The 23,936-nt window shown below is 72.7% G+C and carries 22 protein-coding genes; 9 read left to right on the forward strand and 13 right to left on the reverse strand.

Annotated elements, in window-relative coordinates:
- Positions 1-189: 189 nt before the first annotated feature.
- Both FLX08_RS13105 and FLX08_RS13110 read left to right on the forward strand, forming a co-directional pair.
- Positions 190-4,419, forward strand: a complete 4,230-nt coding sequence (locus tag FLX08_RS13105; protein ID WP_142619107.1) for an nSTAND1 domain-containing NTPase — start codon at positions 190-192, stop codon at positions 4,417-4,419.
- A 53-nt stretch (positions 4,420-4,472) separates the two neighbouring features.
- Positions 4,473-5,144, forward strand: a complete 672-nt coding sequence (locus FLX08_RS13110) for a hypothetical protein (RefSeq protein ID WP_142619108.1) — start codon at positions 4,473-4,475, stop codon at positions 5,142-5,144.
- A 62-nt stretch (positions 5,145-5,206) separates the two neighbouring features.
- Here the strand turns inward: FLX08_RS13110 and FLX08_RS13115 are convergent, their stop codons facing one another.
- The 5 genes from FLX08_RS13115 to FLX08_RS13135 are packed head-to-tail and all read right to left on the reverse strand — an operon-like array spanning position 5,207 to position 9,415.
- Complete coding sequence (locus FLX08_RS13115) at positions 5,207-6,151, reverse strand: sugar kinase (RefSeq protein ID WP_142619109.1); 945 nt, start codon at positions 6,149-6,151, stop codon at positions 5,207-5,209.
- Positions 6,148-6,780: a bifunctional 4-hydroxy-2-oxoglutarate aldolase/2-dehydro-3-deoxy-phosphogluconate aldolase gene (locus FLX08_RS13120; RefSeq protein WP_208761419.1), complete on the reverse strand. Its 633-nt coding sequence runs from the start codon at positions 6,778-6,780 to the stop codon at positions 6,148-6,150. The genes FLX08_RS13115 and FLX08_RS13120 overlap by 4 nt, the downstream gene beginning before the upstream one ends.
- 5 nt (positions 6,781-6,785) lie before the next feature.
- Positions 6,786-7,931, reverse strand: coding sequence for a galactonate dehydratase (dgoD, locus tag FLX08_RS13125; RefSeq protein ID WP_142619111.1), 1,146 nt, complete (start codon positions 7,929-7,931; stop codon positions 6,786-6,788).
- The gene (locus FLX08_RS13130; RefSeq protein ID WP_142619112.1) at positions 7,928-8,632 is read right to left on the reverse strand and encodes a FadR/GntR family transcriptional regulator; all 705 of its coding nucleotides are present in this window, start codon (positions 8,630-8,632) and stop codon (positions 7,928-7,930) included. The genes dgoD and FLX08_RS13130 overlap by 4 nt, the downstream gene beginning before the upstream one ends.
- An 18-nt stretch (positions 8,633-8,650) precedes the next feature.
- The gene (locus tag FLX08_RS13135) at positions 8,651-9,415 is read right to left on the reverse strand and encodes an SDR family NAD(P)-dependent oxidoreductase (RefSeq protein ID WP_142619113.1); all 765 of its coding nucleotides are present in this window, start codon (positions 9,413-9,415) and stop codon (positions 8,651-8,653) included.
- Between the two features lie 162 nt (positions 9,416-9,577).
- Here FLX08_RS13135 and FLX08_RS13140 point away from each other — a divergent pair, with 162 nt between their 5' ends.
- The 6 genes from FLX08_RS13140 to FLX08_RS13165 are packed head-to-tail and all read left to right on the forward strand — an operon-like array spanning position 9,578 to position 16,028.
- Positions 9,578-10,567, forward strand: coding sequence for a substrate-binding domain-containing protein (locus tag FLX08_RS13140; protein ID WP_142619114.1), 990 nt, complete (start codon positions 9,578-9,580; stop codon positions 10,565-10,567).
- A 48-nt stretch (positions 10,568-10,615) separates the two neighbouring features.
- Positions 10,616-12,109 (forward strand): sugar ABC transporter ATP-binding protein, encoded by a 1,494-nt coding sequence (locus FLX08_RS13145; RefSeq protein ID WP_142619115.1) that lies wholly within the window; start codon positions 10,616-10,618, stop codon positions 12,107-12,109.
- An 8-nt stretch (positions 12,110-12,117) separates the two neighbouring features.
- Positions 12,118-13,131 carry an ABC transporter permease gene (locus FLX08_RS13150; protein WP_142619116.1) on the forward strand — a complete coding sequence of 338 codons (1,014 nt, stop codon included), beginning with the start codon at positions 12,118-12,120 and terminating at the stop codon, positions 13,129-13,131.
- The gene (locus FLX08_RS13155) at positions 13,128-14,195 is read left to right on the forward strand and encodes a zinc-dependent alcohol dehydrogenase family protein (protein ID WP_208761420.1); all 1,068 of its coding nucleotides are present in this window, start codon (positions 13,128-13,130) and stop codon (positions 14,193-14,195) included. Before FLX08_RS13150 ends, FLX08_RS13155 begins: the two co-directional genes overlap by 4 nt.
- Positions 14,192-15,136, forward strand: coding sequence for a DUF4380 domain-containing protein (locus tag FLX08_RS13160; RefSeq protein ID WP_142619117.1), 945 nt, complete (start codon positions 14,192-14,194; stop codon positions 15,134-15,136). Before FLX08_RS13155 ends, FLX08_RS13160 begins: the two co-directional genes overlap by 4 nt.
- Before the next feature lie 28 nt (positions 15,137-15,164).
- Positions 15,165-16,028, forward strand: a complete 864-nt coding sequence (locus tag FLX08_RS13165) for a DUF72 domain-containing protein (RefSeq protein ID WP_142619118.1) — start codon at positions 15,165-15,167, stop codon at positions 16,026-16,028.
- A 1-nt stretch (position 16,029) separates the two neighbouring features.
- Here the strand turns inward: FLX08_RS13165 and FLX08_RS13170 are convergent, their stop codons facing one another.
- Positions 16,030-17,184 (reverse strand): methyltransferase, encoded by a 1,155-nt coding sequence (locus tag FLX08_RS13170; RefSeq protein WP_142619119.1) that lies wholly within the window; start codon positions 17,182-17,184, stop codon positions 16,030-16,032.
- Between the two features lie 129 nt (positions 17,185-17,313).
- Entirely contained in the window at positions 17,314-18,048 is a 735-nt protein-coding gene (locus FLX08_RS13175; protein ID WP_142619202.1) for a helix-turn-helix domain-containing protein, read from the reverse strand.
- Between the two features lie 296 nt (positions 18,049-18,344).
- Here FLX08_RS13175 and FLX08_RS13180 point away from each other — a divergent pair, with 296 nt between their 5' ends.
- Positions 18,345-19,463 (forward strand): serine hydrolase domain-containing protein, encoded by a 1,119-nt coding sequence (locus FLX08_RS13180; RefSeq protein ID WP_142619120.1) that lies wholly within the window; start codon positions 18,345-18,347, stop codon positions 19,461-19,463.
- Positions 19,464-19,493: 30 nt separating this feature from the next.
- Here FLX08_RS13180 and FLX08_RS13185 read toward each other — a convergent pair whose 3' ends face one another.
- The 6 genes from FLX08_RS13185 to FLX08_RS13210 form a co-directional block, all read right to left on the reverse strand.
- The gene (locus FLX08_RS13185; protein WP_142619121.1) at positions 19,494-20,198 is read right to left on the reverse strand and encodes a hypothetical protein; all 705 of its coding nucleotides are present in this window, start codon (positions 20,196-20,198) and stop codon (positions 19,494-19,496) included.
- Positions 20,195-20,608, reverse strand: a complete 414-nt coding sequence (locus FLX08_RS13190; RefSeq protein WP_142619203.1) for a PadR family transcriptional regulator — start codon at positions 20,606-20,608, stop codon at positions 20,195-20,197. The genes FLX08_RS13185 and FLX08_RS13190 overlap by 4 nt, the downstream gene beginning before the upstream one ends.
- 31 nt (positions 20,609-20,639) lie before the next feature.
- A complete protein-coding gene (locus FLX08_RS13195; protein WP_142619122.1) occupies positions 20,640-21,374 on the reverse strand; it encodes a CPBP family intramembrane glutamic endopeptidase in 735 nt (244 codons plus the stop codon).
- 185 nt (positions 21,375-21,559) lie between these two features.
- Complete coding sequence (locus tag FLX08_RS13200; RefSeq protein WP_142619123.1) at positions 21,560-22,534, reverse strand: CU044_5270 family protein; 975 nt, start codon at positions 22,532-22,534, stop codon at positions 21,560-21,562.
- Positions 22,527-23,093, reverse strand: coding sequence for an RNA polymerase sigma factor (locus FLX08_RS13205; protein WP_142619124.1), 567 nt, complete (start codon positions 23,091-23,093; stop codon positions 22,527-22,529). Before FLX08_RS13205 ends, FLX08_RS13200 begins: the two co-directional genes overlap by 8 nt.
- Positions 23,094-23,274: 181 nt before the next feature.
- Entirely contained in the window at positions 23,275-23,829 is a 555-nt protein-coding gene (locus tag FLX08_RS13210; RefSeq protein WP_142619125.1) for a YceI family protein, read from the reverse strand.
- Positions 23,830-23,936 lie beyond the last annotated feature (107 nt).

Raw genomic sequence — 23,936 nt, forward strand, 5'->3', positions numbered from 1 at the left:
TCGAGCCGAATCGGGATCGGGTCGGATCGAGCTTCGGACGGACCGGTATACGAGGCGTATAGCCGCTGGCGGGGGCATGTTCGGCGGGCGGTGGAAGGGTCCCGAGTGGCCGCCCTGACCGGATCATTGACAAATCGGGCGGCGATCCTGGATTCTTCACTCCGGTGTTCCGACAGAGGCGGAATCTGAGTGGAATTTCACGTCCTGGGGCCGCTCAGCGTCTTCCGCGATGGTCACCTGATCCCTGTCGGCGGCGCGCCGAAACTCCGGCTCACCCTGGCCGCACTGCTGTCGAAGGCGGGCCAGCCGGTGTCCGTCGACTGGCTGGTCGCCGCGGTCTGGGGCGACCGGCCGCCCGCGTCCGCGCGGCGCAACATCCACCTCTACGTCCATCGGTTGCGGCGGGCGTACGGCGCGCACGTCCTGCCCGGGCGGCCGGGCGGCTACGCGATCATCCCCGACGCGCTCGACGCGGCGCGGTTCCGCAGCCTCGCCGCCCAGGGGAGCGCGGCCCTCGACCGGGGAGACCTCGAATCCGCCCGTGACCGGCTCCGCGCGGCGCTGGACCTCTGGCGGGGGCCGGCGTTCGAGGAGTTCGCCGACTGCGCGCTCGTCGCCGACGAGGCCAGGCGACTCGACGAGGCGCGGCTCGTGGCGTACGAGCGGCTGGCGGAGGCCGAGCTCGTCCTGGGCCGGCACGTGGAGGTGGCCGCGGAGCTCGCCGGCCTCGTCGCGGAGCACCCCTATCGGGAGAGCCTGCACGGGCATCTCATGCTCGCGCTGTATCGGTCCGGGCGTCAGGCCGAGGCGCTGGAGGTCTTCCGCGAGACCCGCGACGTCCTGAACGCCCAGCTCGGCATCGAGCCCGGCCCCGCGCTCCAGCGGCTGCACGAGGCCATGCTCCGGGGCGACGAGCACCTTCTTCCCGCCCTGGCCGCGCCCCCGGAGGCGGAGCGGCGGAAGACGGACGACTGCCCCTACCGGGGTCTGATGGCGTTCCAGCCGGAGGACGCGGACTGGTTCTTCGGCCGGTCTCTCCTGGCCGAGCGGCTGCGCGAACTGGTCGAGCGGCTTCCCGTCGTCGGGGTGTTCGGCGCCTCGGGGAGCGGCAAGTCGTCCCTGCTGCGCGCCGGTCTGCTGGGGTCCGTCTCAGGCGAGAGCCGTACGGTCGCGCCGTGGCGGGGTCTGCTCATGACGCCGGGGGAACACCCGCTGGACGCGCTGGCCGACGTGGTGGCGAAGGCGTCGGGCGGCGACCCGGTGGCGCTGCGCGACGATCTGGCCCGCGATCCGGACGCATTGGCCGTCGCGCTGGGCGGCGTGCCGGAGACCCGCCTGCTGCTGGTCGTGGACCAGTTCGAGGAGATCTTCACGTTGTGCGGGGGCGACGCGGAGCGCCGCCTGTTCGTCGAGGCCCTCCTCGGCCTGGCACTGGACGCGGGCCGCCGCGTCGTCCTCGTGCTGGGCGTCCGCGCCGACTTCCTCGCCCACCTGACCCAGCATCCCGCCCTGGTCGAGGCGCTCGGCGGCGAGGCGCAGATGCTCGTCGGGCCGGTGTCGTCGCCGGACCTCCAGGAGATCGTCGTACGGCCCGCGGCCCGGGCGGGGCTCACCGTGGACCCCGACCTGCTGGCCACGGTGCTGGCTGACGCCGCCGAGGAGCCGGGCAGCCTGCCGCTGGTCTCGCACGCGCTGCTGGAGACCTGGCGGAACGCGACCGGCGCGCGGCTCACGCTGGCGGCCTACCAGGCGGCCGGCGGCGTACGCGGGGCCATCGCGCAGAGCGCGGAACGGGTCTTCGGGGAGTTCGCTGCGGCGGAGCGGCAGGCCGCCCGCCGGATCTTCCTGCGGCTGACCGCGCTGGGAGACGGCACGGAGGACACCAGGCGGCCCATCTCCCGTACGGAACTGGTGGGCGTGGCCGACGCCGGTGTCACCGCCCGTGTGCTCGACCGGCTCGCCGCCGCACGGCTCGTCGTCCTCGCGGAGGAGACGGCCGACGTGGCGCACGAGGCCCTGATCAGGGCGTGGCCGCGGCTCCACCGCTGGCTCACCGACGACCGCGAGAACCTGCTCGTCCACCGGCGGCTCACCGACGCCGCCCAGACGTGGCGGGAGCTGGACCGTGACCCGGGCGCTCTTTATCGGGGCGCCCAGCTTCTCGTGGCCGGGACCTGGGCGGAGGACCACCCGCAGGAGCTCAACGACGTCGAAAGCGCCTTCCTGCGGGCCAGCCGCGCGCTGGAGGACGGCGAGCGCACGGCGGCGCGGCGCCGCGCCCGGCTGCTGCAACGCCTGCTGGCCGGGATGGCCGCGCTCTTCCTGCTCGCCCTGCTCGGCGGCGGCGTCGCCGTACGGCAGGGCAGGGAGGCCGGCCACCAGCAGCTGGTCGCCCTGTCGCGGCAGCAGTCCCTGCAGGCCCGATCGCTCCTCGCCACCGATCCCGATCTCGCCGGTCTGCTGGCGATCGCGGCCTACCGGCTCGACCCTGAGCCCGAGACGCGGGGCGCCCTGCTGAGCGTGTCGGCCGCGGCGCGCCGCCGGGTCGAGCTCAACGTGGAGGGACCCGCGGTCTTCGGGCTGGCGTTCAGCCCGGACGGGTCGCGGCTGGCCGCGGCCGGGACCGACGGCGCGGTCGGCCTCTGGGACCTGCGCACCCGCACCCGCGTCGCCGCCTTCCCCGGGCCGCTGCCCCGGACCGGGCCGGGGGAGATCCACGCCAGGGCGGCGGCGTTCAGCCGCGACGGCAGGATGCTCGCCTCCGTCGTCAGGGACGCCACGCTCCAATCGAGCAGGGGCGTGGTCGTCGTGTGGGACGTGGCCTCCCGCCGGCCCGTGTTCCAGCGGCAGCGGGAGCGGCTCACCGACGCGATGGCGCTCAGCCCGGACGGGACGAGGATCGCAATCGGAGTGGACAAGGGCGCGGTCGAGCTGTGGGACCTGCGCGACGGAAGCATGCGCACCCTGAAGGGACACCGGGAGGAGGTCGTGGCGCTCGCCTTCAGTCCCGACCAGGCGTTCCTGGTGTCGGCCACGGGCGGCACCGAGAAACCCCTCGTGTGGGACGCCGCCTCCGGCGCGAAGATCGCGGCGCTCGACGCCGTGAACGTCCACAGGCTGGGCTTCGATCCCGCCGGCGGAATGCTCGCCACGGGATCGTCTCACTACGGCGTGCGGTTCTGGCGGATCGCCCACGACCACGTGACCCGCCTGCCCGGGCTGCCCGAGCGGTCGCCGTACACCTGGGACATGTCCGCTCCGGCCGCGGGCCGGATCGCCGTCGCCGACGAGGACGGCCTCATCACCGTCTGGGACGTGGCGCGACGGCAGCCGGTCGAGACCTATCAGGACAGAAGCCGCACGGAGACGCTGTCCCTCGCCCTGAGCGCCGACGGATCGATGCTCGCCTCGGCCGGGCTGGGCCGGACCGTCGTGGTCCGGGAGCAGGCCGTACCTCCGTTCAGCGGACACAACCAGGCCGTGAACGACATCGAGATCAGCCCGGACGGCCGGCTCGTGGCCTCGGCGAGCAGCGACAGGACGGTCCGGCTGTGGGACGTGACCGGGAAGCCGGTCGCCACGCTCGGCGACCACCCCGATCACGTCAGGGCCGTCGCCTTCAGCCCGGACGGTCGTCGTATCGCGACCGTCACCCGCAGCCACACGCTCACCCTCTGGGACGCCGGCAGCGGACGGAGGCTCGGCACGGCGGCCTACCAGGGGCTCGGCGCGTCAACCGACGTCGGTTTCGATCCGCGCGGGCGCTTCGTCGTCGCCACCGCGCTCGGCCGGTTCCGCTGGGACGTGAGCGATCCGGTCAGGCCGGTCGAGGTGCCGTTCGCGGGCGGATATCTCGTCTCGGCGCTGGCGTTCAGCCCCCGCGATCCGCTGCTCGCCACCACCGGCCCCTCCGGTGACCTGGTCGTCTGGGATCTCGCCCGCGACAGGCAGGTGCGCGCCCTCAGGACCGGGCAGGGCTCGGTGCTCGACGTCTCCTTCAGCCCGGACGGCGGGTCGGTGGCCACGGCGGGCGCCGACCGCACCGTGAAGCTCTGGGACACGCGCACCTGGGCGTCGTACGCCACGCTGACCGGGCACACCGCACCGGTCCAGGCCCTCGCGTTCAGCAGGGACGGGCGTTCGCTCGCGTCCGCGGGAGACGACCACACGATCATCGTCTGGGACCTCGGGACCGGCACGCCCGCGGCCACGCTGACCGGGCACACCGCGCCGATCAGGGGTCTTGCCTTCACCGCGGGCGGAGACCTGATCTCTGGCGGGGAGGACGGCCGGATCATCCGCTGGGAGCTGAGGCCCGGCCCGCTCCCAGGAAGGCTCTGCGCGGCGATCGGCCGCGACCTCACCCGTGCGGAGTGGGCCGCCCACTTCCCCACCGTGGACTATCGGCGCACCTGCTGACCGCCGCCGTCGTCCCGCACCGGGCTCCGCTCGCGTTTGCCAGACTGCCGGACATGACACGCCGTCTTTCCCCCGCAGATCTCCGAAGCAGGCTCGCGCACGTCCGCTGGATCGCCGGCGGCACCGGAGCCGGCAAGAGCACCGTCACCCGGGCCCTGGCCGAACGGCACGACGTGCTCGTCTACGACGGCGACCGAGCCGAACTCGGCTACGTCAAGAGGTGCGATCCGCGGCGACAGCCCCACCTGTGGGCGTTGCTGCGAACGCCCCGTGAGGACAGATGGGCGAGCCGCACCGCCGAGGAGATCTTCCACGCCATGCCCAGCCTGCACGGCGAGACCTTCGGGTTCGTCGTCGACGACCTGCTCGCCCTGCCCGCCGACCGTCCCGTCCTCGTCGACGACTTCCGTACGCTGCCGAGGGAGGTCGCGCCGCTGGTCACCCGGCCGGAACAGGCCGTCTTCCTCCTGCCCGCGCCCGAGTTCCGGGCCCGTGCGCTGGGCACCCGGTTCACCGATCCCGCCCGGGCGCGGGCCAACTGGGGAGACGGTGACCATGCGGACGCCCTGGCCAAGCGACTGGCCCGCGACCGGCTCTGGGACGAGGAGGTGCGACGCCAGGCCCGCGAGCTCGGGCTGCCGGTCGTGCCCGTCGACGGCTCCCGAACCGTTGCGGAACTGGCCGCGGACCTGGCCGCGATGTTCCGGCTCGATCAGATCACGTAGGTCCGGGTGACGGCTGGGGCGGTGCGCAACCGTACGCAAGGCCGATCTCACCATCCCGGACGTCAGCGCAGCGTCTCCCCGTCCGGCAGGGCGAGTGCGGGCAGCTCCGCCCGGGTGGGCAGCCCCTCCCAGTCTCCGGCGCAGGCCACGCTCGCGGCCCCCAGCAGGGTCGCCCGTTCCAGCCGGCCGTACGCGTCGAGCCCGTCGAGCCGCCCGGACAGATATCCGGCGGTGAACGCGTCGCCCGCGCCGACGACGTCCACCACGGGCACTTTCCGCGCTGGGACGTCGAACGAGGTCCGCGCGTCGTGGTAGCTCGCGCCCGCCGCGCCGCGCTTGACGACGACCTCCTCGATACCGGCGTCCAGCAGGGCCGCCACGCGGTCGCGTTCGCCGTCGCCGTCCGCCACGAGGCCGAGCTCGTCGTCGGACGCGATCAGCACCGCGACGTACGGCAGCAGCGGGCGCAGCGCCCGCGCGGCCTCCTCCCGGGACCACAGCAGGGAACGGTGGTTGACGTCGAGGCTCACCCAGGCGCCCGCCGCGCGGGCGTGTCCGGCGGCGGAGGTGACGGCCTCCAGCGGCGCGGGCCCCAGCGCCGGCGTGATGCCGGTGATGTGCAGGCCCGCCTGACCGGCCTCGACGGCGGGCCGCACCTCGTCCCACGACAGCGTCGCGGCGGCCGAGTCCCGGCGGTAGTAGTGCACCCGGGCCCGGCCCCCGGCGGCCACGTCCCGGAGCAGCAGGCCGGTCGGGGCGTCCGTGCGCCGCACGACGTGGTCGGTCAGCACGCCCTCGGCCCGCAGCGTGCGCAGGACCAGCTCGCCGGGCTCGTCGTCGCCGAGTGCGCCGGTCCAGCGGGCCGTGTGCCCGAGGCGCGACAGGGCGATCGCGACGTTGGCCTCCGCACCGGCGGTGGACACCCGCGAGTCGCCGCCGAGGCGCAGCGGCCCGGCGCAGCGGACCGTGACCATCGCCTCGCCGATGGTCAGGACGTCCGCCCTCATCGCGCGCCCACCAGGTCGAGCGCCGTTCTCACCCGGCGGCGCAGGCCGTCCAGGTCGCCGCCGCGCGGGGCGTCACCGAGCAGCGGTGAGCCGAGCCCGACCGCGACCGCGCCGGCCTCCAGATAGTCGCGCACGCTGTCGAGGCCGACGCCGCCGACCGGCACGAACGGCACGCGGGGGAACGGGTCCCGCAGCGCGCGCAGATAGGAGACCCCGCCCGTGGAAGCGGGGAAGAGCTTGACGGCGGCGGCGCCCCGCGCGGTCGCGGCGATGACCTCGGTGGGGGTCATCGCCCCGGCGAGCACGGGCATTCCGAGGCGCAGCGCCTCGTCCACCCCTTCGCCGAGACCGGGCGTGACGGCGAACGTCGCGCCCGCGTCCCGGGCCGCCACGGCGTCGCGCGCGGTCAGCACGGTGCCCGCGCCGAGGTGCACGCCCGCACCCAGGGCGGAGGCCGCCTGCCGGATGACCGACAGCGCGCCGGCGCCGCTGAGCGAGACCTCCATCAGGGTCACGCCCTCCTCGGCGAGGACCTCGACGCTGCGCAGCGCCGCCGCCGGGTCGTCGCCGCGGACGATGGCCAGGAGCCGCCTGGTCGTGAGGAGATCGAGCAGATCGTGTGGTTGCACGCCGGTCACCATTCTGCGAAGGAGTGGTCGGGGTAGCGCCAGATCGGCGAGCGCCAGGCGTGACCCCGCTTGTCGGCCTCACGTACGGCCGCCTCGTCGACCACGATGCCCAGGCCCGGCCCGGCCGGCCGGGAGAGCCGGCCCTCGCTGAACGCGAAGACGGACGGATCGACCAGGTAGTCGAGCAGTTCGTTGCCGTCGTTGTAGTGGATGCCGATGCTCTGTTCCTGGATCAGGAAGTTGGGGGTCGCGAACGCCACCTGGAGGCTGGAGGCCAGGGAGATCGGCCCCAGCGGGCAGTGGGGCGCGAGCAGGGCGCCGAACACCTCGGCCTGGGCGGCGATGCGGCGGACCTCCGAGATGCCGCCGGCGTGGGACAGGTCCGGCTGCGCCACGGCGACGCCCGCCTGGAAGGCCGGCAGGAAGTCCCAGCGGGAGTAGAGCCGCTCGCCCAGGGCGATGGGGATGTTCGACGCCTCCACGAGGCTGCGCACCTGGGGCAGCGACTCCGGCACGACCGGTTCCTCGACGAACAGGGGCGTGAGCGGTTCGAGCAGCGGCAGCAGCCGCCGGGCGTTCGGATAGGACACCCGGCCGTGGAAGTCGACCGCGACGTCCCGGCCGGGGCCGAGCACCTCGCGGACCGCCGTGACGCGCTCGATGACCTCGCCGATCTCGCCCGGGCTCGCGATGGGGGACATGCGGCCGCTGGCGTTCATCTTCACCGCGGTGAAGCCCGCCTCCACCTGGCGCCGGGCCTCCTCCTCGATCTCGCCGGGCTCGTCGCCGCCGATCCAGGCGTACGCCCGGACGTGGTCGCGTACGGGACCGCCGAGCAGCTCGTGGACGGGGACGCCGCGCGCCTTGCCGGCGATGTCCCACAGGGCCTGGTCGAGGCCGGCGACGGCGCTGGCGAGCACCGGCCCACCCCGGTAGAAGCCGCCCTTGGTCATGACCTGCCAGTGGTCCTCGATGCGCAGCGGGTCGGCCCCGACGAGCAGCTCGGCGATCTCGCCGACCGCCGCCCTGACCGAGTCGGCCCGTCCCTCGACGACCGGCTCGCCCCAGCCGACGTGTCCCTCGTCGGTCTCGACCCGGCAGAACAGCCACCGGGGCGGGACCAGGAACGTTTCGATGCGGGTGATCTTCACCGGTCTCCCTGCAGGCGGGCCGCGCGGTCGACGTCGGCCATGGACTTGTCGAGCAGCGCGAGCGCGCAGGTTCTGGCCGCCTCGCCGTCCCCCGCCCGGACGGCGTCGAGCAGGGCCCGGTGGCTCGGCACCGGATCGTCGGTGGTGACGACGTCGTGGACGATGCGGTCGCGTTCGGCGAGCACCGACTCGATGACGACCTCCATGCGGACCAGGAGCTCGTTGCCCGTCGCGGCCAGGACGGCGCGGTGGAAACGCAGGTCGGCGGAGGCCGCCTCGGCCGGGGTCCTGGCCGCGGTCATGTCCTCCAGAGCGGCTTCGAGCTCGGCGAGGTCGGCGTCGGTGCGCCGGCCGGCGGCCAGCGCGGCGGCGGCCGGTTCGAACATCTGCCGCACCTCGGCGAGCTGCCCGAGCATCTCGCTGCCCCGGTTCTCGAACTCCCAGCTGATCACGTCGGGATCGAGCAGGTTCCACTCGCTGCGGGGGCGCACCACCGTGCCCCGCTTCTGCCGCGAGTCGACCAGGCCCTTGCCGGCCAGCACCTTCAGCGCTTCGCGCACCACGGTGCGGGACACCTCCAGCTCGGCCTCCAGCTCGACCAGGTCGATGCGCCCGTTCTCGGCGAACTGCCCGGTGACGAGGCGGCGGCCGATGATCTCGACGACCTGGCCGTGGATGCCACGCCCTTTGTAGGTGCTCATGCTCTGCGGTCATCCCTCTCAGGAGGAGTTCTTCGTCGCGCTCCAGCCGCCGTCGACGACGAGGGTGGTGGCGGTGATGTAGGACGCCTCGTCCGACAGCAGGAAGGCGATCGCCGCGGCGACCTCGGCGGGGTCGCCGAACCGCTTGGCGATGGTGGCCTCCACGCTCAGGCGCCGGTCCTCCTCCGCCACGCGGTCCCACGCGGGGGACATGATCGGCCCGGGCAGCACGGTGTTGACGCGCACCCCGGGACCGTAGTCCACCGCGAGCTGGCGGCCGAGACCCACCAGCGCCGCCTTCGTCGCCGCGTACGCCGGGTGGCCGGGCAGGCCGACGAGGGCGTGCACCGACGAGACGAGGACGACCGCCCCCGACGTCGCCCGCAGATCCTCGTGTAGCGTGCGAAAGGCCAGGTAGGAGGCGGTGAGGTTCACTTCCAGCTGGCGGTGCCACGATGCCGCGCCCAGGTCGTGGACGGGTCTGACGTCCACGACGTAGGCGTTGCTGACGAGCTGCCGCACCGGACCGTACTCCCGGTGGGCGACGCGGCGGAGTTCCCCCCACGCGCTCTCGTCGCTGACGTCCATGCGCACGAATCTTGCCGTGCCGCCCGCCTCGGCGACAGCCGCGGCGACGTCCTCCCCCGCCGGGGAGATGTCGCACAGCAGGACGGGCATGCCCGTCGCGCCGAGACGCCTGGCGGTCGCCGCGCCGATGCCGGAGGCGGCGCCGGTCACGACCGCGCAGCATCCGGCCTCCGTGGAAGGTCCGGGGAGGTTCACGCCGCCACTCTACGATAAGTGTTTTTTTATGACAATTTATTGACAGGCACGTTACGACCGCCTCATCATCTGGACGTGGCGCAGCGCGCCCTACCCGGTGGCGTCGCCAACCGAAGACAGACTCATGGGAGGCCATTCGTGGCATCAGTTCGACTCACGGCGATGCGGAGCATCGCCCTGCTGGCCGTCGGCGCCCTGCTCGCCGCCTGCGGTCAGTCCGCCGGGTCCGGCGGCGCATCGGGCGGGAAGGAACAGCTCCGCGTCGGGGTGATCTACCTGGACTCGCAGGGCTTCTACGCCGGCGTGAAAAAGGGCATCGAGACCGCCGCCGCCCAGGACTCGCAGCTCAAGCTGCTGGGCAACAACGCGCAGGGCGACGCGGCCAAGGAGTCCTCGTTCATGTCGACCCTGGTCGCCTCCAGTGTGGACGCGATCATCACCTCGGCCGTCTCCGCCACGGCGTCCACCCCGGCGATCGCGGCGGCGAGCAAGGCCGGCATCCCGGTCGTCTGCTACAACACCTGCATCAACGACGCGGACGCCAAGAAGTACGTGTGGGGCTACGTCCTGTCCGACCCGTACGTCTTCGGCAAGAAGCTGGGTGAGCAGGCCGGGACGTACTTCACCTCCCAGAAGATCGACAAGCCGAAGATCGCCATCCTCAACTGCGACTTCGTCGAGGTCTGCAAGGAGCGCAAGCGCGGCTTCAAGGACGGTCTGGCCGAGTCGGTGCCGGGCGCCCAGTACGTCGCCGACCAGGAGGGCGCGGTCGTCGACAAGGCCACCCCGGTCGCCGAGAACATCATCACCGCCAACCCCGAGCTCGACGCGTTCTACGCCGTGGCGGGCGGCGGCACCCTGGCCGGCATCAAGGCCGTCACCACGCGCTCCCGCGTGGGCAAGACCGTCGTCTTCGGCAGCGACATGACCGTCGACATCGCCAAGGCGCTCGTTGACGGCAGCATCCTCAAGGCCGAGATCGACGTCCCCGCGCAGACCGTGGGCAAGCTCGCGTACGAGGCCGCCCGCAAGGCGTCGAGCGGCGCCAAGAACGACTCGTTCGTCATCCCGGTCGACCCGATCCTCTACACCGCCGACGACAAGGCCACCAACGAGAAGTGGCTGACCGAGCACGCCGACGGCATCCCGTAAACCGTCCAGGCGACTCGTCCCCCACCGAAGGCTCCCAGGAAGGCTCCCATGTCGAACACCGACGTCGTCGCGGAGGTGCGTGCGGGCACCAAGCGCTACCCCGGCGTCACCGCTCTCAGCGACGTCGACTTCGCGGTGCGGCGCGGCGAGGTCCGCGCGCTGCTGGGCAAGAACGGCGCCGGCAAGTCCACCCTGATCAAGGTCCTGTCCGGCGCCGAGCACCTCGACTCGGGCGAGGCGCTCGTACGCGGCACGTCGCTGGCGGGCCTCGGCACGCGCGACGTCGCCGCGCTGGGGGTCGCGACCGTCTACCAGGAGCTGAGCCTGGTGCCGGAGATGACCGTCGCGGAGAACCTGTTCCTGGGGGCCTGGCCGCGCTCGCGCGGCGCGCTCGACCTGCGCAGGATGCGCGCCGGTGCGAAGGAGGCGATGGCGCGCATCGGCGTGGACATCGACGTCGACAGCCCGGTCGGCGCGCTGGGCTCCGCCGGGCAGCAGCTCGTGGAGATCGCCCGCGCCGTCGCCCAGCGGCCCACCCTGCTCATCCTCGACGAGCCGACCAGCTCCCTGGCCGCCGCCGAGGTCCGGCAGGTCATCGACGTCGTACGGACCGTCGCGGAGCAGGGCGTGGCGGTCATCTACGTCAGCCACCGCATGGACGAGATCCGGCAGGTGGCCGACACCGCCACGGTGGTCCGCGACGGCCGGATCGTCGAGACGCTGCCCGTGCGCACGGCCTCGACGCACGAGATCGTCGCGATGATGCTCGGCACGGCGCCCGAGGCCGTGGCGGCCCGCACCCGCCGCCCCAGCGCCGAGCCGCCGGTGCTGTCGGCGCGCGCCCTGGTCAGCGACCGGCTGAACGGCCTCGACATCGACGTGCGGCCCGGCGAGATCCTGGGCATCGCCGGGGTGCTCGGCTCGGGCCGCACCGAGACGCTGCGCGCCCTGGTCGGGCTCGACCGCCCTGCCTCCGGCGAGATCCGCCTGCGCGGCGAGGCCGTACGGCCCGGCGCGTTCGCCGCGATGCTCGCCAGGGGGCTCGGGATGACGCCGGAGAACCGGCGGCGCGAGGGGATCGTGCCGCTGATGGGCGTCGACGAGAACATCGTCATCAGCGACCTGCGCAAGGTGAGCAGGTCGGGCGTGCTGGACCGCCGGGCGATACGGCAGGCCGCCCGGGCGCTCATCGACCGCCTGGCGATCAAGACGGCCCGTCCGGGGACGCCGATCGGCACGCTCAGCGGCGGCAACCAGCAGAAGGCCGTGCTCGCCCGATGGCTGCACGCGGGAAGCGACGTGCTGCTGCTCGACGAGCCCACCCGCGGCGTGGACGTGGAGGCCAAGCGCCAGATCTACGACCAGATGCGCCTGCTGGCCGACGACGGGCGCGCCGTGGTCTTCGTGTCGAGCGAGGTGGAGGAGCTGGCCGACGTCTGCGACCGGATCGTCGTCCTGCGCGGCGGCCGCGCCGTGGCCGAGCTGAGCGGCGACGAGATCGAGCTGAACCGGGTCATGGCCCTGGCCATTGCCGAGGAGTGAGGGAGAACATGAGCACGACCACGCCCACCGGCCCGCCCGCGGCCAAGGCGGACGCCCGGGGCGGGCGGCTGGGACGCAACACGCAACGGCTGAACGAGATCGGGCTCATCGGGGCCATCGTGGTGCTGTTCGTGGTGCTGTCCGCCACCGCGCCGGGCTTCCTGTCCGTGACGAACCAGCTGGCCATCCTGCGCGACGCGGCGACGATCGGCGTCGTGGCCTGGGCGATGACCCTCGTCATCGTGGCCGGTGAGATCGACATCAGCATCGGCCCCGCCGTGGCGTTCTCGTCGGTCCTGCTGGCCAAGGCCACCGGGGAGTGGCACATCCCGTTCGCCCTCGCCGTGCTGGTCTGCCTCGCGGTGGGCCTGCTGCTCGGGGCCGGGGCCGGCTTCCTGCGCGCCCGCTGGGGCATCCCGTCGTTCGTGGCCACGCTCGGCCTGTGGAGCGCGCTGCGCGGGCTGGCGCAGTACATGACCGACGGCCTGCCGGTGCCGCTGGACGCCAACGGCTTCCTCGACGTGCTGGCCGGGAGCATCCTCGGCATCCCGACCCCGGCCATCATCATGGCCGTCGTGTTCGTCGTGTTCCTCTTCGTGGCCAACCGCACGGCGTACGGCCGCTCGGTCTTCGCGGTCGGCGGCAACGCCGAGGCCGCCCGCCTCGCGGGTATCAACGTCTCGCGGATCCGGGTGATCCTGTTCGCCACGACGGGCCTGCTCGCCGCGGTCAGCGGCCTGCTGCTGGCCGCGCGCCTCGGGTCCGGCAACGGCGGCGCGTCGGTGGGCCTCGAATTCGACGTGATCGCCGCGGTCGTGATCGGCGGCACCTCCCTCGCCGGCGGCAAGGGATCACTGCTCGGCACCCTGCTCGGTGTCGCCTTCATCACCGTCATCGGCAACGGCCTCGTGCTGCTCGGGGTCAACGCCTTCTTCCAGGACGTGGTCCGCGGCGTCATCATCGTCGGCGCCGTGCTGATCAACGTGTTGCTCTCCAAGCGGAACGGAGCCCGTAGCGCATGACCACCATGAAAGGCGTCTACCTGCCCGGCGACTTCACCGCCGTGCTCCGCGACGTGGAGGTGCCCACGCCCGGCCCCGGTCAGCTGCTCGTACGCGTGGGCGCGTCCGGCATCTGCGGCAGCGACCTGTCCTACATCTATCGGGGGCACAAGACCCACGTCGGCCAGGAGGGCGCGGCATACAAGGGGGTCGTGGCCGGGCACGAGCCCAGCGGCCAGGTCGTGGAGGCCGGGCCGGGCTGCCGGCGGTTCGGCGTGGGCGACCGCGTGATCGTCTACCACATCTCCGGCTGCGGGCTGTGCCCGAACTGCCGCCGCGGCCACATGATCAGCTGCTCCGACCCCGAGCGCAGGTCGGCGTACGGCTGGCAGCGCGACGGCGGGCACGCCGAATACATCCTGGTCGAGGAGAGCACCGCCGTTCCGCTGCCCGACGAGCTGTCCTACGTGGACGGCGCCCTGATCGCCTGCGGGTTCGGCACGGCGTACGAGGGCCTGCTGCGCACCGGGGTCGGCGGGCGCGACGACCTGCTCGTGGTCGGCCTCGGGCCGGTCGGGCTGGCCGCCGCCATGATCGCCCGAGGGCTCGGCGCGACCCGGGTGCTCGGCGTGGAGCGCTCGCCCGAGCGCGCCGCGCACGCCCGGTCGCTCGGCCTGTTCGACGAGGTCCTGATCGCCGACGACGGGGTCGCCGAGGCCCTCGACGAGGCGACCGGGGGACGCGGCTGCTCGGTGACGATGGACTGCTCGGGCTCGGCCGCGGGCCGCGGCGTCGCGATCCGGGGCGCGGCCGAGTGGGGCCGCGTCTCCCTGGTGGGCGAGGGCGGCCGGCTGGAGACGGAGGTCTCCGACCTGCTGCTGCACCGCCAGCTCACCCTGTACGCCTCCTGGGTCACCTCGCTGCAGGCGATGGAGGAGCTGGCCTTCCGCCTGGTGCGGTGGGGCGCGAGCCCGCAGCGGCTGGTGACCGACGTGCTGCCGCTGGAGCAGGCCGACGAGGCATACCGGCTGGCCGACTCGGGGCGCACCGGCAAGGTCTGCCTGGTCCCCTCGCCCGGCCGATGACGGGCCCGGAGCCGCTGGTCAGGCTGGCCGCGCCCTGGGGAGAGGCGGTCGTCCTGCCCGGGCGCGGCGGGCGGATCATCTCGCTGCACGCGGCGGGCCGGGAGTGGCTGTGGCGCAACCCGGCGCTGCTCGACGCGTCGCTCGCGCTCACCCCCGCCGCGCGGCGGCTGCCCGCCCCCACCGGGTTCGCGAGCTGGGCCAACTGGGGCGGAGACAAGACCTGGCCCGCCCCCCAGGGATGGTCGTCGCCCGAGGAGTGGGCGGGGCCGCCCGACCCGGTGCTCGACGCAGGCGCGTACGCGGTGCTGGAGCGCGGCGACCTGCACGTACGGCTGCGCAGCGGCGACGACCCGCGCACCGGGCTGGCCCTCACCCGCACGGTGACGATGGCGGCCGACGAGCCCGTCCTCGTGGTCGACAGCGAGCTGGAGAACATCACCGACCACCCGGTGCGGTGGGCGGCCTGGACGGTGACCCAGTTCGAGACCGAGTCGTTCCGCGGGCACGACGATCCCCGGTGCGGGGTGTGGGTCGGGCTGACCGGCCGCCACCGGGCGCCGGTGACGCTGTTCGCGCCCGACGGCGCGCCGGTCCTGGAGCGGGTCTCCCCCTCGGCGGGCCGGGTGCCGGTGCGCGACGTCGTCGGCAAGATCGGCATCGGCGGCACGGCCGGATGGCTCGCCGTGGTGGCCCCCGGCGGGGCGACGCTGACGCAGCGGTTCGACGTGCGGCCGGGCGCGCCCTACCCCGACGAAGGCTCCGAGATCGCGATCTGGATGCAGTACCCCAAGGAGGAGGAACTGGAGGGGCTGGAGGGCCTGCGCCCTACCGCCCGGCTGGTCGAGGCCGAGACCATGTCGCCCCTGACCTCGCTCGCGCCCGGCGAGGTCCTGCGCCACCGCGTCACGTGGTCCGTGACGCCGACGCCTCCGCGCGTCTGAATGATCCCGACCGGATAACGTCGGGGCCATGCGGCTTCATGTGGGATGCGCGATGTGGACGCACGCGCCGTGGCAGGGGCGTCTCCTGCCGCACCCGCTTCCTCCGGGGGAGCGGCTGCGCGCCTACGCCACCTGGTGCAACGCGGTCGAGGGCAACACGACGTTCTACGCGACGCCCTCGCGGAGCACGGTGGAGTCATGGGCGGGGCAGACCGATCCCGGCTTCCGCTTCGTGGTCAAGCTGCCCAGGCCGATCACCCATGAGCGCCGCCTGACCGGGGCCGGCGACGACCTGCGGGCCTTCCTCGACGCTATCGAGCCGCTGGGCCCGCGCGCCCACGCGCTGTGGATCCAGCTTCCCGGCTCGTTCGGCCCGGCGGACGCCGGCGCGCTCGCGGCCTTCCTCGGCCGGCTTCCCCGCCACCACCGCTACGCCGTCGAGGTCCGGCACCGCGCGTTCTTCGACGACCCCCGGGCCGCGCGGCTGCTTGAGCGGGTGCTGGCCGGGGCGGGCGCCGAGTGGGTGCCGTTCGACACGACCGTGCTGTTCCGCACCCCGCCGACCAGCGACGCCGAGCGGGACGCCTGGTCGAAGAAACCGCGCGTGCCGCTGCGGACCGCCGCCCTCACCGACCGCCCGATCGTCCGCTACATCGGCCGAGACGACCCGGAGCGTACGGCCGAGGGCTGGCGCCACTGGGTGGACACGGTCGCCGGATGGCTGCGCGAGGGACGCTCGCCGACCGTGTTCGTGCACACCCCGGACAACGCCGACGCGCTGACGCTCGCCCGGCGGTTCCACGACGACGTACGCGCCGAGGCGCCCGGCCTGGAGCCGCTGCCCGAGCCCATGGCGCCGGAGGCGCCGGACGAGCCGCTGACCCTGTTCTGATTCAGCGCTTGACGGCGCGCAGCACGACGAACTTGGGGTCGCTCGCGACGACCGCGCAGTTGCCGAAGAGCCGGCGTAGCTTCACGTGATAGCCGAGGTGGCGGTTGCCCACCACCCACAGCTCGCCGCCCCGCCGCAGCGCGGCACGCGAGCCGTTGAACATGCGCCAGGCGGTCGCGTCGGTCCTGCCCCGATGGGTGTGGAACGGCGGGTTGTTCAGCACCAGGTCGGCGGTGCCCGGCGGGAAGCCCGACAGGCCGTCGGCCGCCACGAAGTGCGCGGTCGCGTCGACCGGTGCGTTCGCCTGGAACGTCGACTCGGCGGAGGCCAGCGCCTGGTAGGACTCGTCGATGAACGTCACCTCGGCCTCGTGGTTCGACAGCGCCGCGGCGAGCCCGATCACCCCGTTGCCGCAGCCGAGGTCGACCACGTGCTCGGGCCCCGTACGCGCCGGCAGGGCGCGCAGCAGGAGACGGGTGCCGGCGTCGAGGCGCTCGGCGGAGAAGACGCCCGCGTGGTTGACGACGGTCAGGCCGGAGACCACCCCGATATCGGCGGGCAACGCGTAGCTCCGCGGCCACGGATTCGCCCCTCGTGACAGCCCGGGATCGGGCGAGCAGAAGATCAGCCGCGCCTTCCTGACCGCCAGCGAGGTCCGCGTCGGCCCGAGGACGCGCTCGAACAGCTTCAGCGTCGAGGTGTGGATCTCGGTGACCATCCCCGCGCCGACGACGACCGTGTCCTCGTGCACGTGCGGGGCCAGCCGGTGCAGCTGGTCCTCCAGGAGGGCCAGGCTCTTGGGCACCCGCACCAGCAGCACGTCGATCCGGTCCGGCGGCGCGTCCCTGGTCGTGCGCAGCCGTACGGCGTCCGCGTCGAGGCCGTTGCGCTCCAGGTTGGCGCGGGTGGCCTGCCGCCCGAGGTAGGAGTCGCCGATCTGCACGGGATCGTGGGCGGCGAGCGCGGTGGACAGGGCCCCCCAACGGTCGCCCACCACGACCAGGCTCCCCGACAGGTCCACCGGCCCGCCCTCGTGCTCGTCGAGGTGCCGCAGCAGGTAGGCGTCGGCCGCGTCCCACGCGCGGAGCGGGTCGCGGGGATCCTCGGGGAAGCGGGCGAGGTCGAGATCCCCCCGCGCCGTCGTCATACGGTCCATCGCCGCTCAGGCTAGTGGGCCCTTCGCTCGGGTCCGTCCAACGAGTCCCGCATCAGCCGCGCGTGACAGTGTTCACCAAAGCCGGCTGACGTCCCGCGGTGGCCGCCGAGGCTGTCCGCCCGCGATCGCTCAGGTGGTGCTGTCCGAAGTCGTTCCGGCTTTCGTGTGGAGGATCTCGCGGGCCTGGTCAGCGGCCCGGACGATGCTCTCGGAGACGAAGGCGACGAAGCGGGCGATGTTCTCCAGGCGGGCGGCGGCCGCGGTCCCGGGGCCCAGGACGCCGACGCCCTGTCGTGCGACCTCGCCGAGGTGGGCGGTGGCACGGGCGCTGGCCATCATCGACTGGTACAAGACGTCGTCGTCGACGATGTAGCGCTCGCGACGGCGTTCGTCGCGTTCCCGGCGGATCAGGCCCTGGCTTTCGAGGAACGTGGTCGCCTTGGAGACGGACGCCGGGCTGACCTGCAGGCGTCCGGCGAGTTCGGAGGCGGTGAGGCTGCCGGCGTCGGTGGTGTAGAGGCTGGTCAGCACCCGTGCCGTCATCTTGGGCAGGCCCGATTGCATGAAGACCGTGGCGAACACCTCCTCGTACTCGCGCACCGCCTCGGTATCGCGTCCGTGGGCCTGGGAAGGGGTGCCGGGGTTCCGGGGCGCGGTCTTCCTGCGGCGGTGGGTGCGGTGTTCGGTGGCGCGGTGGGCCAGGTCGGCGCGGTAGGCGGTGGGGCCGCCGTTGCGCATCACCTCACGCGTGATCGTCGAAGTGGGGCGATCGAGGCGCCTGGCGATCTCCGCGTAGGCGAGGCCGTCGGCCAGTCCGAGCGCGATCTGCTGGCGGTCCTGCTGGGTGAGCCTGCCTCCTGGCATCGCGGTCTCCTCCGTGGTCTGTGACCTCGCCAGCATAGCGTTCACTTTGAATCCATTGCAACGAACCGACAGGGATTGTTGCGTTAGATTCGCATCCATCGCAACGATTTCATGCCTGTGACGTGCAATTATGTTGAGATAGCGCAACGAATGAGTTGTGTGGTTTAGAAATGCAACGTAGCGTTTCCGGTGTTCGAAACAATGAGTCATCGGAGAGCGCGATGCAGAAGTTCGACACCCCCGCCCCGCAGCCTCCGTCCGTTCACGCGCACTCATCACCCCGAAGGAGCCCCACCATGTCCGTCACTCTCACCGGCCACGCCCGCCCGGAGCTGCAGAAGATCATCGAGGAGATGGTCGATTCCGGTTTCGTCGGGGTGACGCTGCGGGTGCACGACGAGCACGGCGAGTGGACCGGGAGCGCCGGGCTGCGCGAGCTGGGCCGGACCGAAGAGCCGCCGATCGACGGGCACATCCGGATCGGCAGCAACACCAAGACCTTCACCGCCACCGTGGTGCTGCAACTGGTGGCTGAGGGCAGGATCGGGCTGGACACCGCAGTGGACGACTACCTGCCCGAGTTCGGGCTGGACCGGCGGATCACGGTGCGGATGCTGCTGCAGCACACCAGCGGAGTGTTCAACTTCACCGGAGAGTACTTCGAGGACGGCACGTTCGTCCCGGGGATCACCGCCACCACCGCGGGTAAGGAATGGGTGGACGACCGGTTCCACACCTACCGGCCGGAGGAGCTGGTCCGGCTGGCGTTGTCGAAGCCGGCGCGCTTCGAGCCGGGCACCGACTGGAGCTACGCCAACACCAACTACGTGCTGGCCAGGCTGCTGATCGAGAAGGTCACCGGCCGCTCGGTCGCCGAGGAGATGCGGCGGCTGATCCTGGGGCCGCTCAACCTGACCGGCACCATCCAGCCGACCGGCGAGACCGGCATCCCCGAGCCGCACGCCCACGCCTACTACCGATATGAGGAGGACGGCCAGACCCGGACGGTCGACGTCACCCGCCACAACCCATCCTGGATCTCCTCCGGTGGCGACATGATCTCCACTACCCGCGACCTGCACACGTTCATCTCCGCGCTGCTGGGCGGCAGGCTGCTGCCGGCCGAGCTGCTGGCCGAGATGTGCACGCCCGAGGCGAAGGCCGGCTACGGCCTGGGGGTGTTCGTGCAGGAGGTGCCGGGCGGCGGCACCGTCATCATGCACAACGGCGGCATGGCGGGTCACGCGGCGCTGATGTACAGCACGCCCGACGGCAGCACGACCCTGACCGCCGCGCTGAACTACGTCGACGACGCCGCGATGTCCATGGGAGTGGCGTTCCAGAAGGCGACGCAGCGCCTCGTCGCCGAGGTGTTCGGCGGTGAGCAGGCCGGGTCGGCCCGGCAGACGGGCTGAGCATCCGGGGTTGAGGGCCCGGCGGCGGGCTCAGGGGCGGCGGCGGGCCGTCCAGAGCCACACCGCCGCCAGGGCGGCGATCGCGAGGACGCCCCCGACGGCCATGCCGGCGAGGAAGCCCGGCTCGTCGCCGTCCGACGGCTCCCACAGGATCGCGGACACGACCACGGCGAGCACGGCCACTGCCAGCACGAGGTAGAACCGCCGGCTGAAGAAGACGCTGCGCCCGGGGGCCGCGGGCGGGGAGTCGAGCTGCGCGGCAGGCCCCACGCTGGCGGCCCTGGGCCGCTTGAAATACCGGTAGTACACCCAGGTGCCGCAGGGCTCCCAGCCCTCGGGCGCCAGGCGCGCGGCCAGTGCGGAGCCGCCGATAGACAGTTCCCTGCGATACTCCCACCGCTGCGGCCGTTCCGGGTCACGGTGGCTGACGAACCTGCCAAGGTGGTCGACCCGGTCGATCTCCCAGCCCTGGTCGCCGAGCCGGGCCAGCATCCGGCGGTCGGTGAAGATGTCGGCGGTCCACCGCCACTCGGTGGCGTCCGTCGCGTCGGCCTCGGGCGCCCGCGCCGCCAGCAACCGGCCGGCGAACTCGCCCACCGGCCCGAACTCCTCCTCCGGGTCGCCGCCGGTCTCGGCGACGTACGAGGCCAGGTCGGCGATGGTGGCCTCGATCTGATCCGCGGGCACGCCGCCCTCGCGCAGCAGGGCCTGCAGCTCGTCGAGGTAGGCGCTCACTTCAGCCCTCCCGAGGCCAGCCCTTCCGAGGCCAGCCCTCCCGAGGCCAGCCCTTCCGAGGCCAGCCCTCCCGAGGCCAGCCCTCCCGAGGCCAGCACCGTGCGTACGGACTCGTCGAACGCCAGCCACAGGCGGCCCTGCTCGGCCAGCGTCTGCCTGCCCTGCTCGGTCAGCCGGTAGTAGCGCCGGCCGGGCCCGCGCTCGGTCACCCGGAACTCGGCCGACACCAGGCCCGCCTCTTCCAAGCGGTTGAGAACGGGATAGAGCGTGCCTCCCCGGATCTGGCCGAGCCCCGAGCCGGCGAGCATCTTGGCGATCTCGTAGCCGTAGTTCTCGCCCTCCGTCAGGCTGGCCAGCACCAGCAGGTCGAGGACGCCCTTGAGCCAGCTCGCGCGGCGGTCGGTCGCCATGTGCTTCATCCTCGCACGGTAGGTCCACTACCTAGGCCGCATGACCGACCGTTCTCCGGGCGGGCTGCGGGGTGAACACGAGGCCCCGGATGTCCATCAGGGCGTGCATCAGGATCGGCAGCAGGAGGCTGCCGGTGGTGAGGTAGAGGGCGGTGAGCGCGCAGCCGGCGACGGCCACCCCGAGCATGCTCATCCATCCCTGGTAGAGGTGGCCCACCGCGAAGACCGCCAGGGCCAGGGCGGCGGCCGCGGTCGTGCTCAGGCCCAGCGCGCCGACGCCGAGCGCGATGAGCAGGCCACGGTAGACGATCTCCTCGCAGACGCCGGCGGTCACCGACATCGCGAGGGCGTGCCACCGCTCGGCGGACGTGCGCGGCAGCAGCTCCCGCATGCCCTCCAGACCGGGCATGGTCCGGCCGGAGCCGGCCAGCCGGCGCGCCGTCACGACGCTGATCACGAAGGCCCCCGACATGCCGATGACCGCCGGGGCGACCTTGCCGAAGTGGCTCGGCATCGCGAAGCCCAGATCCGCGAGGCCGACCCCCGGCGACAGCAGCAGGACCAGCGCCGTCACGGCGACCCAGACCCACTCCTCGGCGATCCACTGCCGGTACATCCGCACCAGCGCCCCGGGCTCGTGGTCACGGCGTCGTGCCAGCCGGTCGTACTGGCGCTTGCCCAGCGCGGGGGCGGCGAAGGCCAGATAGGCGGTCAGCGCGCACGCCAGGAGCAGGCCCGGGGGCGAGAAGCTCGCAGAGATGTCCATGGATCGCCGTCCTTTTTAGCACTGTTGGCGATCTAGACGATAAAGCGAGCTAGTTAGGAATGCAACCTATAAAGGGGTTCAATCGTAGGCGTCCACCAGGCCCAGCGGCACGGCGCGACCGCAGACCAGGTGCACGCCGTCGCCGCATGGCGGAAGACCCGCCGACCAGGATGGCGGTACACGTCCTAGCCGCGCTCCCCCGGACGGTCGACGATGACCGACGTGAGCAGGGCGGTGGCGTACACCGAGCCCTTGCGGAAGGCGGGCTCCGGGTTGCCGCCCACGTGCTCGTCCTGTAGCCAGACGATTTTTTCGCCCAGGTAGCGATAGGTGTCCGGGTCGAGGATGTGGTATCCCCTGCGTACCTTGTCGCGGCCTTCCCGATAGACGCCCAGCCCGGCGCGGCCCGCGGCGTCGGTCACGCCGGATTCGACCCGGACGTCCGGGATCAGAGCCAGGGCCTTGAACATGGCCGCTTCCAGCCGTGGCGGCATCGTGCCGTACCTGCTCAGATAGAGCATGATCACGCGGTACGCGCGGTCGGCGTCCGGTTCCACGCTCTTCGGGACGCCCTCCTCGTGCGGGTAGTCGATCCAGTGGCGGTCCTTCGTGACCTTGGCCAGCAGTTTCCTCGGGTCGGTCGGCAGCTCGCGGAGCTTGGCGTCGTACTGCTGCGGCGACAGGTCGTCGTCGTCCGGGTCCGGAAGGGCATCGTGGATCCGCAGCGTGCCGTCCTCGTCGTAGCCGGCGGCCTGCTTGCCGTCGTAGCGGATCCAGCTCTCGAAGGTCCGGGTCTCGTCCGAGTTCGGCTGCTTGTCCAGGGATCGGGTGTAGTGCCACTGGGTCGGCTCGGGCACGGGGGCGGCGCCGCGCCCGCCGGCCACCTCGGCGGCCCTGGCGAGCACCATCCTGGAGTCCAGGGACACGGTGGACGAAGGGCCGGACGCGGGCTCGGTCCCGGAGGGGCCGGCAGGCAGGACGACCACGGCGAGCGCGGCGGCCGCCGCCCCCGCCGCCGCGACGGTGACCAGGCGGAGCGCGAGGGTCCGCCCGCGCCGCCGCATCCGGGTGAGCAGGCGGCGGCGCTGCGGGACGATCCACTGCCCGTCCGGCTCGGGGACCTCGGCGCGCCACTCGCGCAGCAGACGCAGGTCATCCATCGAACGCCTCCTCTCGCGCCGCCATCAGCGCTTGCCGGGTCTTGGCCCTGGCCCGATGCAGGCGGGACCTGACCGTGCCGATCGGGATGTCCAGCGCGTGGGCCACGTCCTCGTACGACATGTCGGCCCAGGCCACGAGCAGCAGCACCTCCCGGTCGCCGGGTGACAGCTCGGCCAGGGCCCGTGCCAGCCCGGCCTGCTGCGCCGAGACCCGGGCGTCGACGCGGTCGGCGTACGGCTCGGTGATCTCGTCGACGCCGGTGCGGACCAGCGCCCGGTAGAACCGCAGCTCGACCCGGCGGTGCCGTTTGATGAGCCGGGCGGCGATGCCGTACAGCCACGGGCGGGCGTCCGGCTGGCTCGGGTCGTAGCGGTGGCGGCGCCGGAAGGCCGCCAGGAAGGCGTCGGAGACCACGTCGTCGGCCAGGGACGGGCCCAGCCGCCGGGCGACGTAGCGCCGGAGCGCGGGTGCGTGCCGGTCGAAGAGGTCGGCGAAGACCTCCGGCTCGCGCTCCGAACGCCGTATCAGGGCCGCGTCGTCGGCCCTGTCGGGTTCCACGGCGATCACCTGGTTGCTCCCGTCCCCGCCCGCTGTGGTTTTCGACGGCTTTCGCCCGTACGGCCGTCGAGAGTTCGCGGTACGCGGTGTGAGTCAGGTCACACTTTCCGATCACACTAACGGGTCGCGCTGACGGCGGCGGCGACGGCGGCGGCGACGACGGCCTCGCACACGATGCCGCTCAGGTCGGCGGGCGCGGCGGTGGCGGGGTCCGCCGGACCGCGGCGACATCGAACTCCAGCACCACCTTCTTGCCGACCAGACCCGCGGCGGCGATCGAGGCGACACCCCAGTCCTTGCGGTTGATCGTGGTGCCGCCCGTGAAACGAACCCGGACACCGCCCTGCGGGTCGTGCTCGGCGCCGATCCGTTCGAGGGCCACGGTGACCGGCCTGGTCACGCCGCGGATGGTCAGGTCGCCGGTGACTTCGAAGGCGGTCGCGCCGGTCTGCCGTGCCGCGGTCGAGACGAAGGTGATGGTCGTGTGTGCGGCCAGGTTCAGAAACCTGCCGCGCAGCATCTCGTCGCGTTGCGGATTGCGGGTCTGGATGCTGCCGGCCTGGATCGTGAGCTCGACGTTCGACTTGGACGGGTCGTCGCCGTCCAGGTGCGCGCTGCCCTCGAACTCCTCGAACCGCCCGCGCACCTTGGGGCCGATCGTGTGCCGGGCGACGAAGCCGATCCGGGTGCGGGCGATGTCGAGGGTGTAGTCACCGGTCAGAGCCGCGGTTGTCACGCTGGTCGCTCCTGGGGAGAAGGGGAGGCGGTGATCGTTCGCCTGCCGCCTCTCCGGTGGTGTGGTCTGTCCAGCATCAAGGCAGGTCAGCGGCGGAACAATGTACG

It is taken from the genome of Microbispora hainanensis, assembly GCF_006874475.1.
In the GTDB taxonomy this organism is placed as follows: domain Bacteria; phylum Actinomycetota; class Actinomycetes; order Streptosporangiales; family Streptosporangiaceae; genus Microbispora; species Microbispora hainanensis.

Excerpts from the sequence above, each read along its gene's own strand:
- FLX08_RS13110 (WP_142619108.1), top strand. The coding sequence starts at position 4,473 with ATGACACGCCGTCTTTCCCCCGCAGATCTCCGAAGCAGGCTCGCGCAC.
- FLX08_RS13115 (WP_142619109.1), bottom strand. The coding sequence starts at position 6,151 with ATGAGGGCGGACGTCCTGACCATCGGCGAGGCGATGGTCACGGTCCGC.
- FLX08_RS13130 (WP_142619112.1), bottom strand. The coding sequence starts at position 8,632 with ATGAGCACCTACAAAGGGCGTGGCATCCACGGCCAGGTCGTCGAGATC.
- FLX08_RS13140 (WP_142619114.1), top strand. The coding sequence starts at position 9,578 with ATGCGGAGCATCGCCCTGCTGGCCGTCGGCGCCCTGCTCGCCGCCTGC.
- FLX08_RS13145 (WP_142619115.1), top strand. The coding sequence starts at position 10,616 with ATGTCGAACACCGACGTCGTCGCGGAGGTGCGTGCGGGCACCAAGCGC.
- FLX08_RS13150 (WP_142619116.1), top strand. The coding sequence starts at position 12,118 with ATGAGCACGACCACGCCCACCGGCCCGCCCGCGGCCAAGGCGGACGCC.
- FLX08_RS13155 (WP_208761420.1), top strand. The coding sequence starts at position 13,128 with ATGACCACCATGAAAGGCGTCTACCTGCCCGGCGACTTCACCGCCGTG.
- FLX08_RS13160 (WP_142619117.1), top strand. The coding sequence starts at position 14,192 with ATGACGGGCCCGGAGCCGCTGGTCAGGCTGGCCGCGCCCTGGGGAGAG.
- FLX08_RS13165 (WP_142619118.1), top strand. The coding sequence starts at position 15,165 with ATGCGGCTTCATGTGGGATGCGCGATGTGGACGCACGCGCCGTGGCAG.
- FLX08_RS13170 (WP_142619119.1), bottom strand. The coding sequence starts at position 17,184 with ATGGACCGTATGACGACGGCGCGGGGGGATCTCGACCTCGCCCGCTTC.
- FLX08_RS13175 (WP_142619202.1), bottom strand. The coding sequence starts at position 18,048 with ATGCCAGGAGGCAGGCTCACCCAGCAGGACCGCCAGCAGATCGCGCTC.
- FLX08_RS13180 (WP_142619120.1), top strand. The coding sequence starts at position 18,345 with ATGTCCGTCACTCTCACCGGCCACGCCCGCCCGGAGCTGCAGAAGATC.
- FLX08_RS13190 (WP_142619203.1), bottom strand. The coding sequence starts at position 20,608 with ATGGCGACCGACCGCCGCGCGAGCTGGCTCAAGGGCGTCCTCGACCTG.
- FLX08_RS13195 (WP_142619122.1), bottom strand. The coding sequence starts at position 21,374 with ATGGACATCTCTGCGAGCTTCTCGCCCCCGGGCCTGCTCCTGGCGTGC.
- FLX08_RS13200 (WP_142619123.1), bottom strand. The coding sequence starts at position 22,534 with ATGGATGACCTGCGTCTGCTGCGCGAGTGGCGCGCCGAGGTCCCCGAG.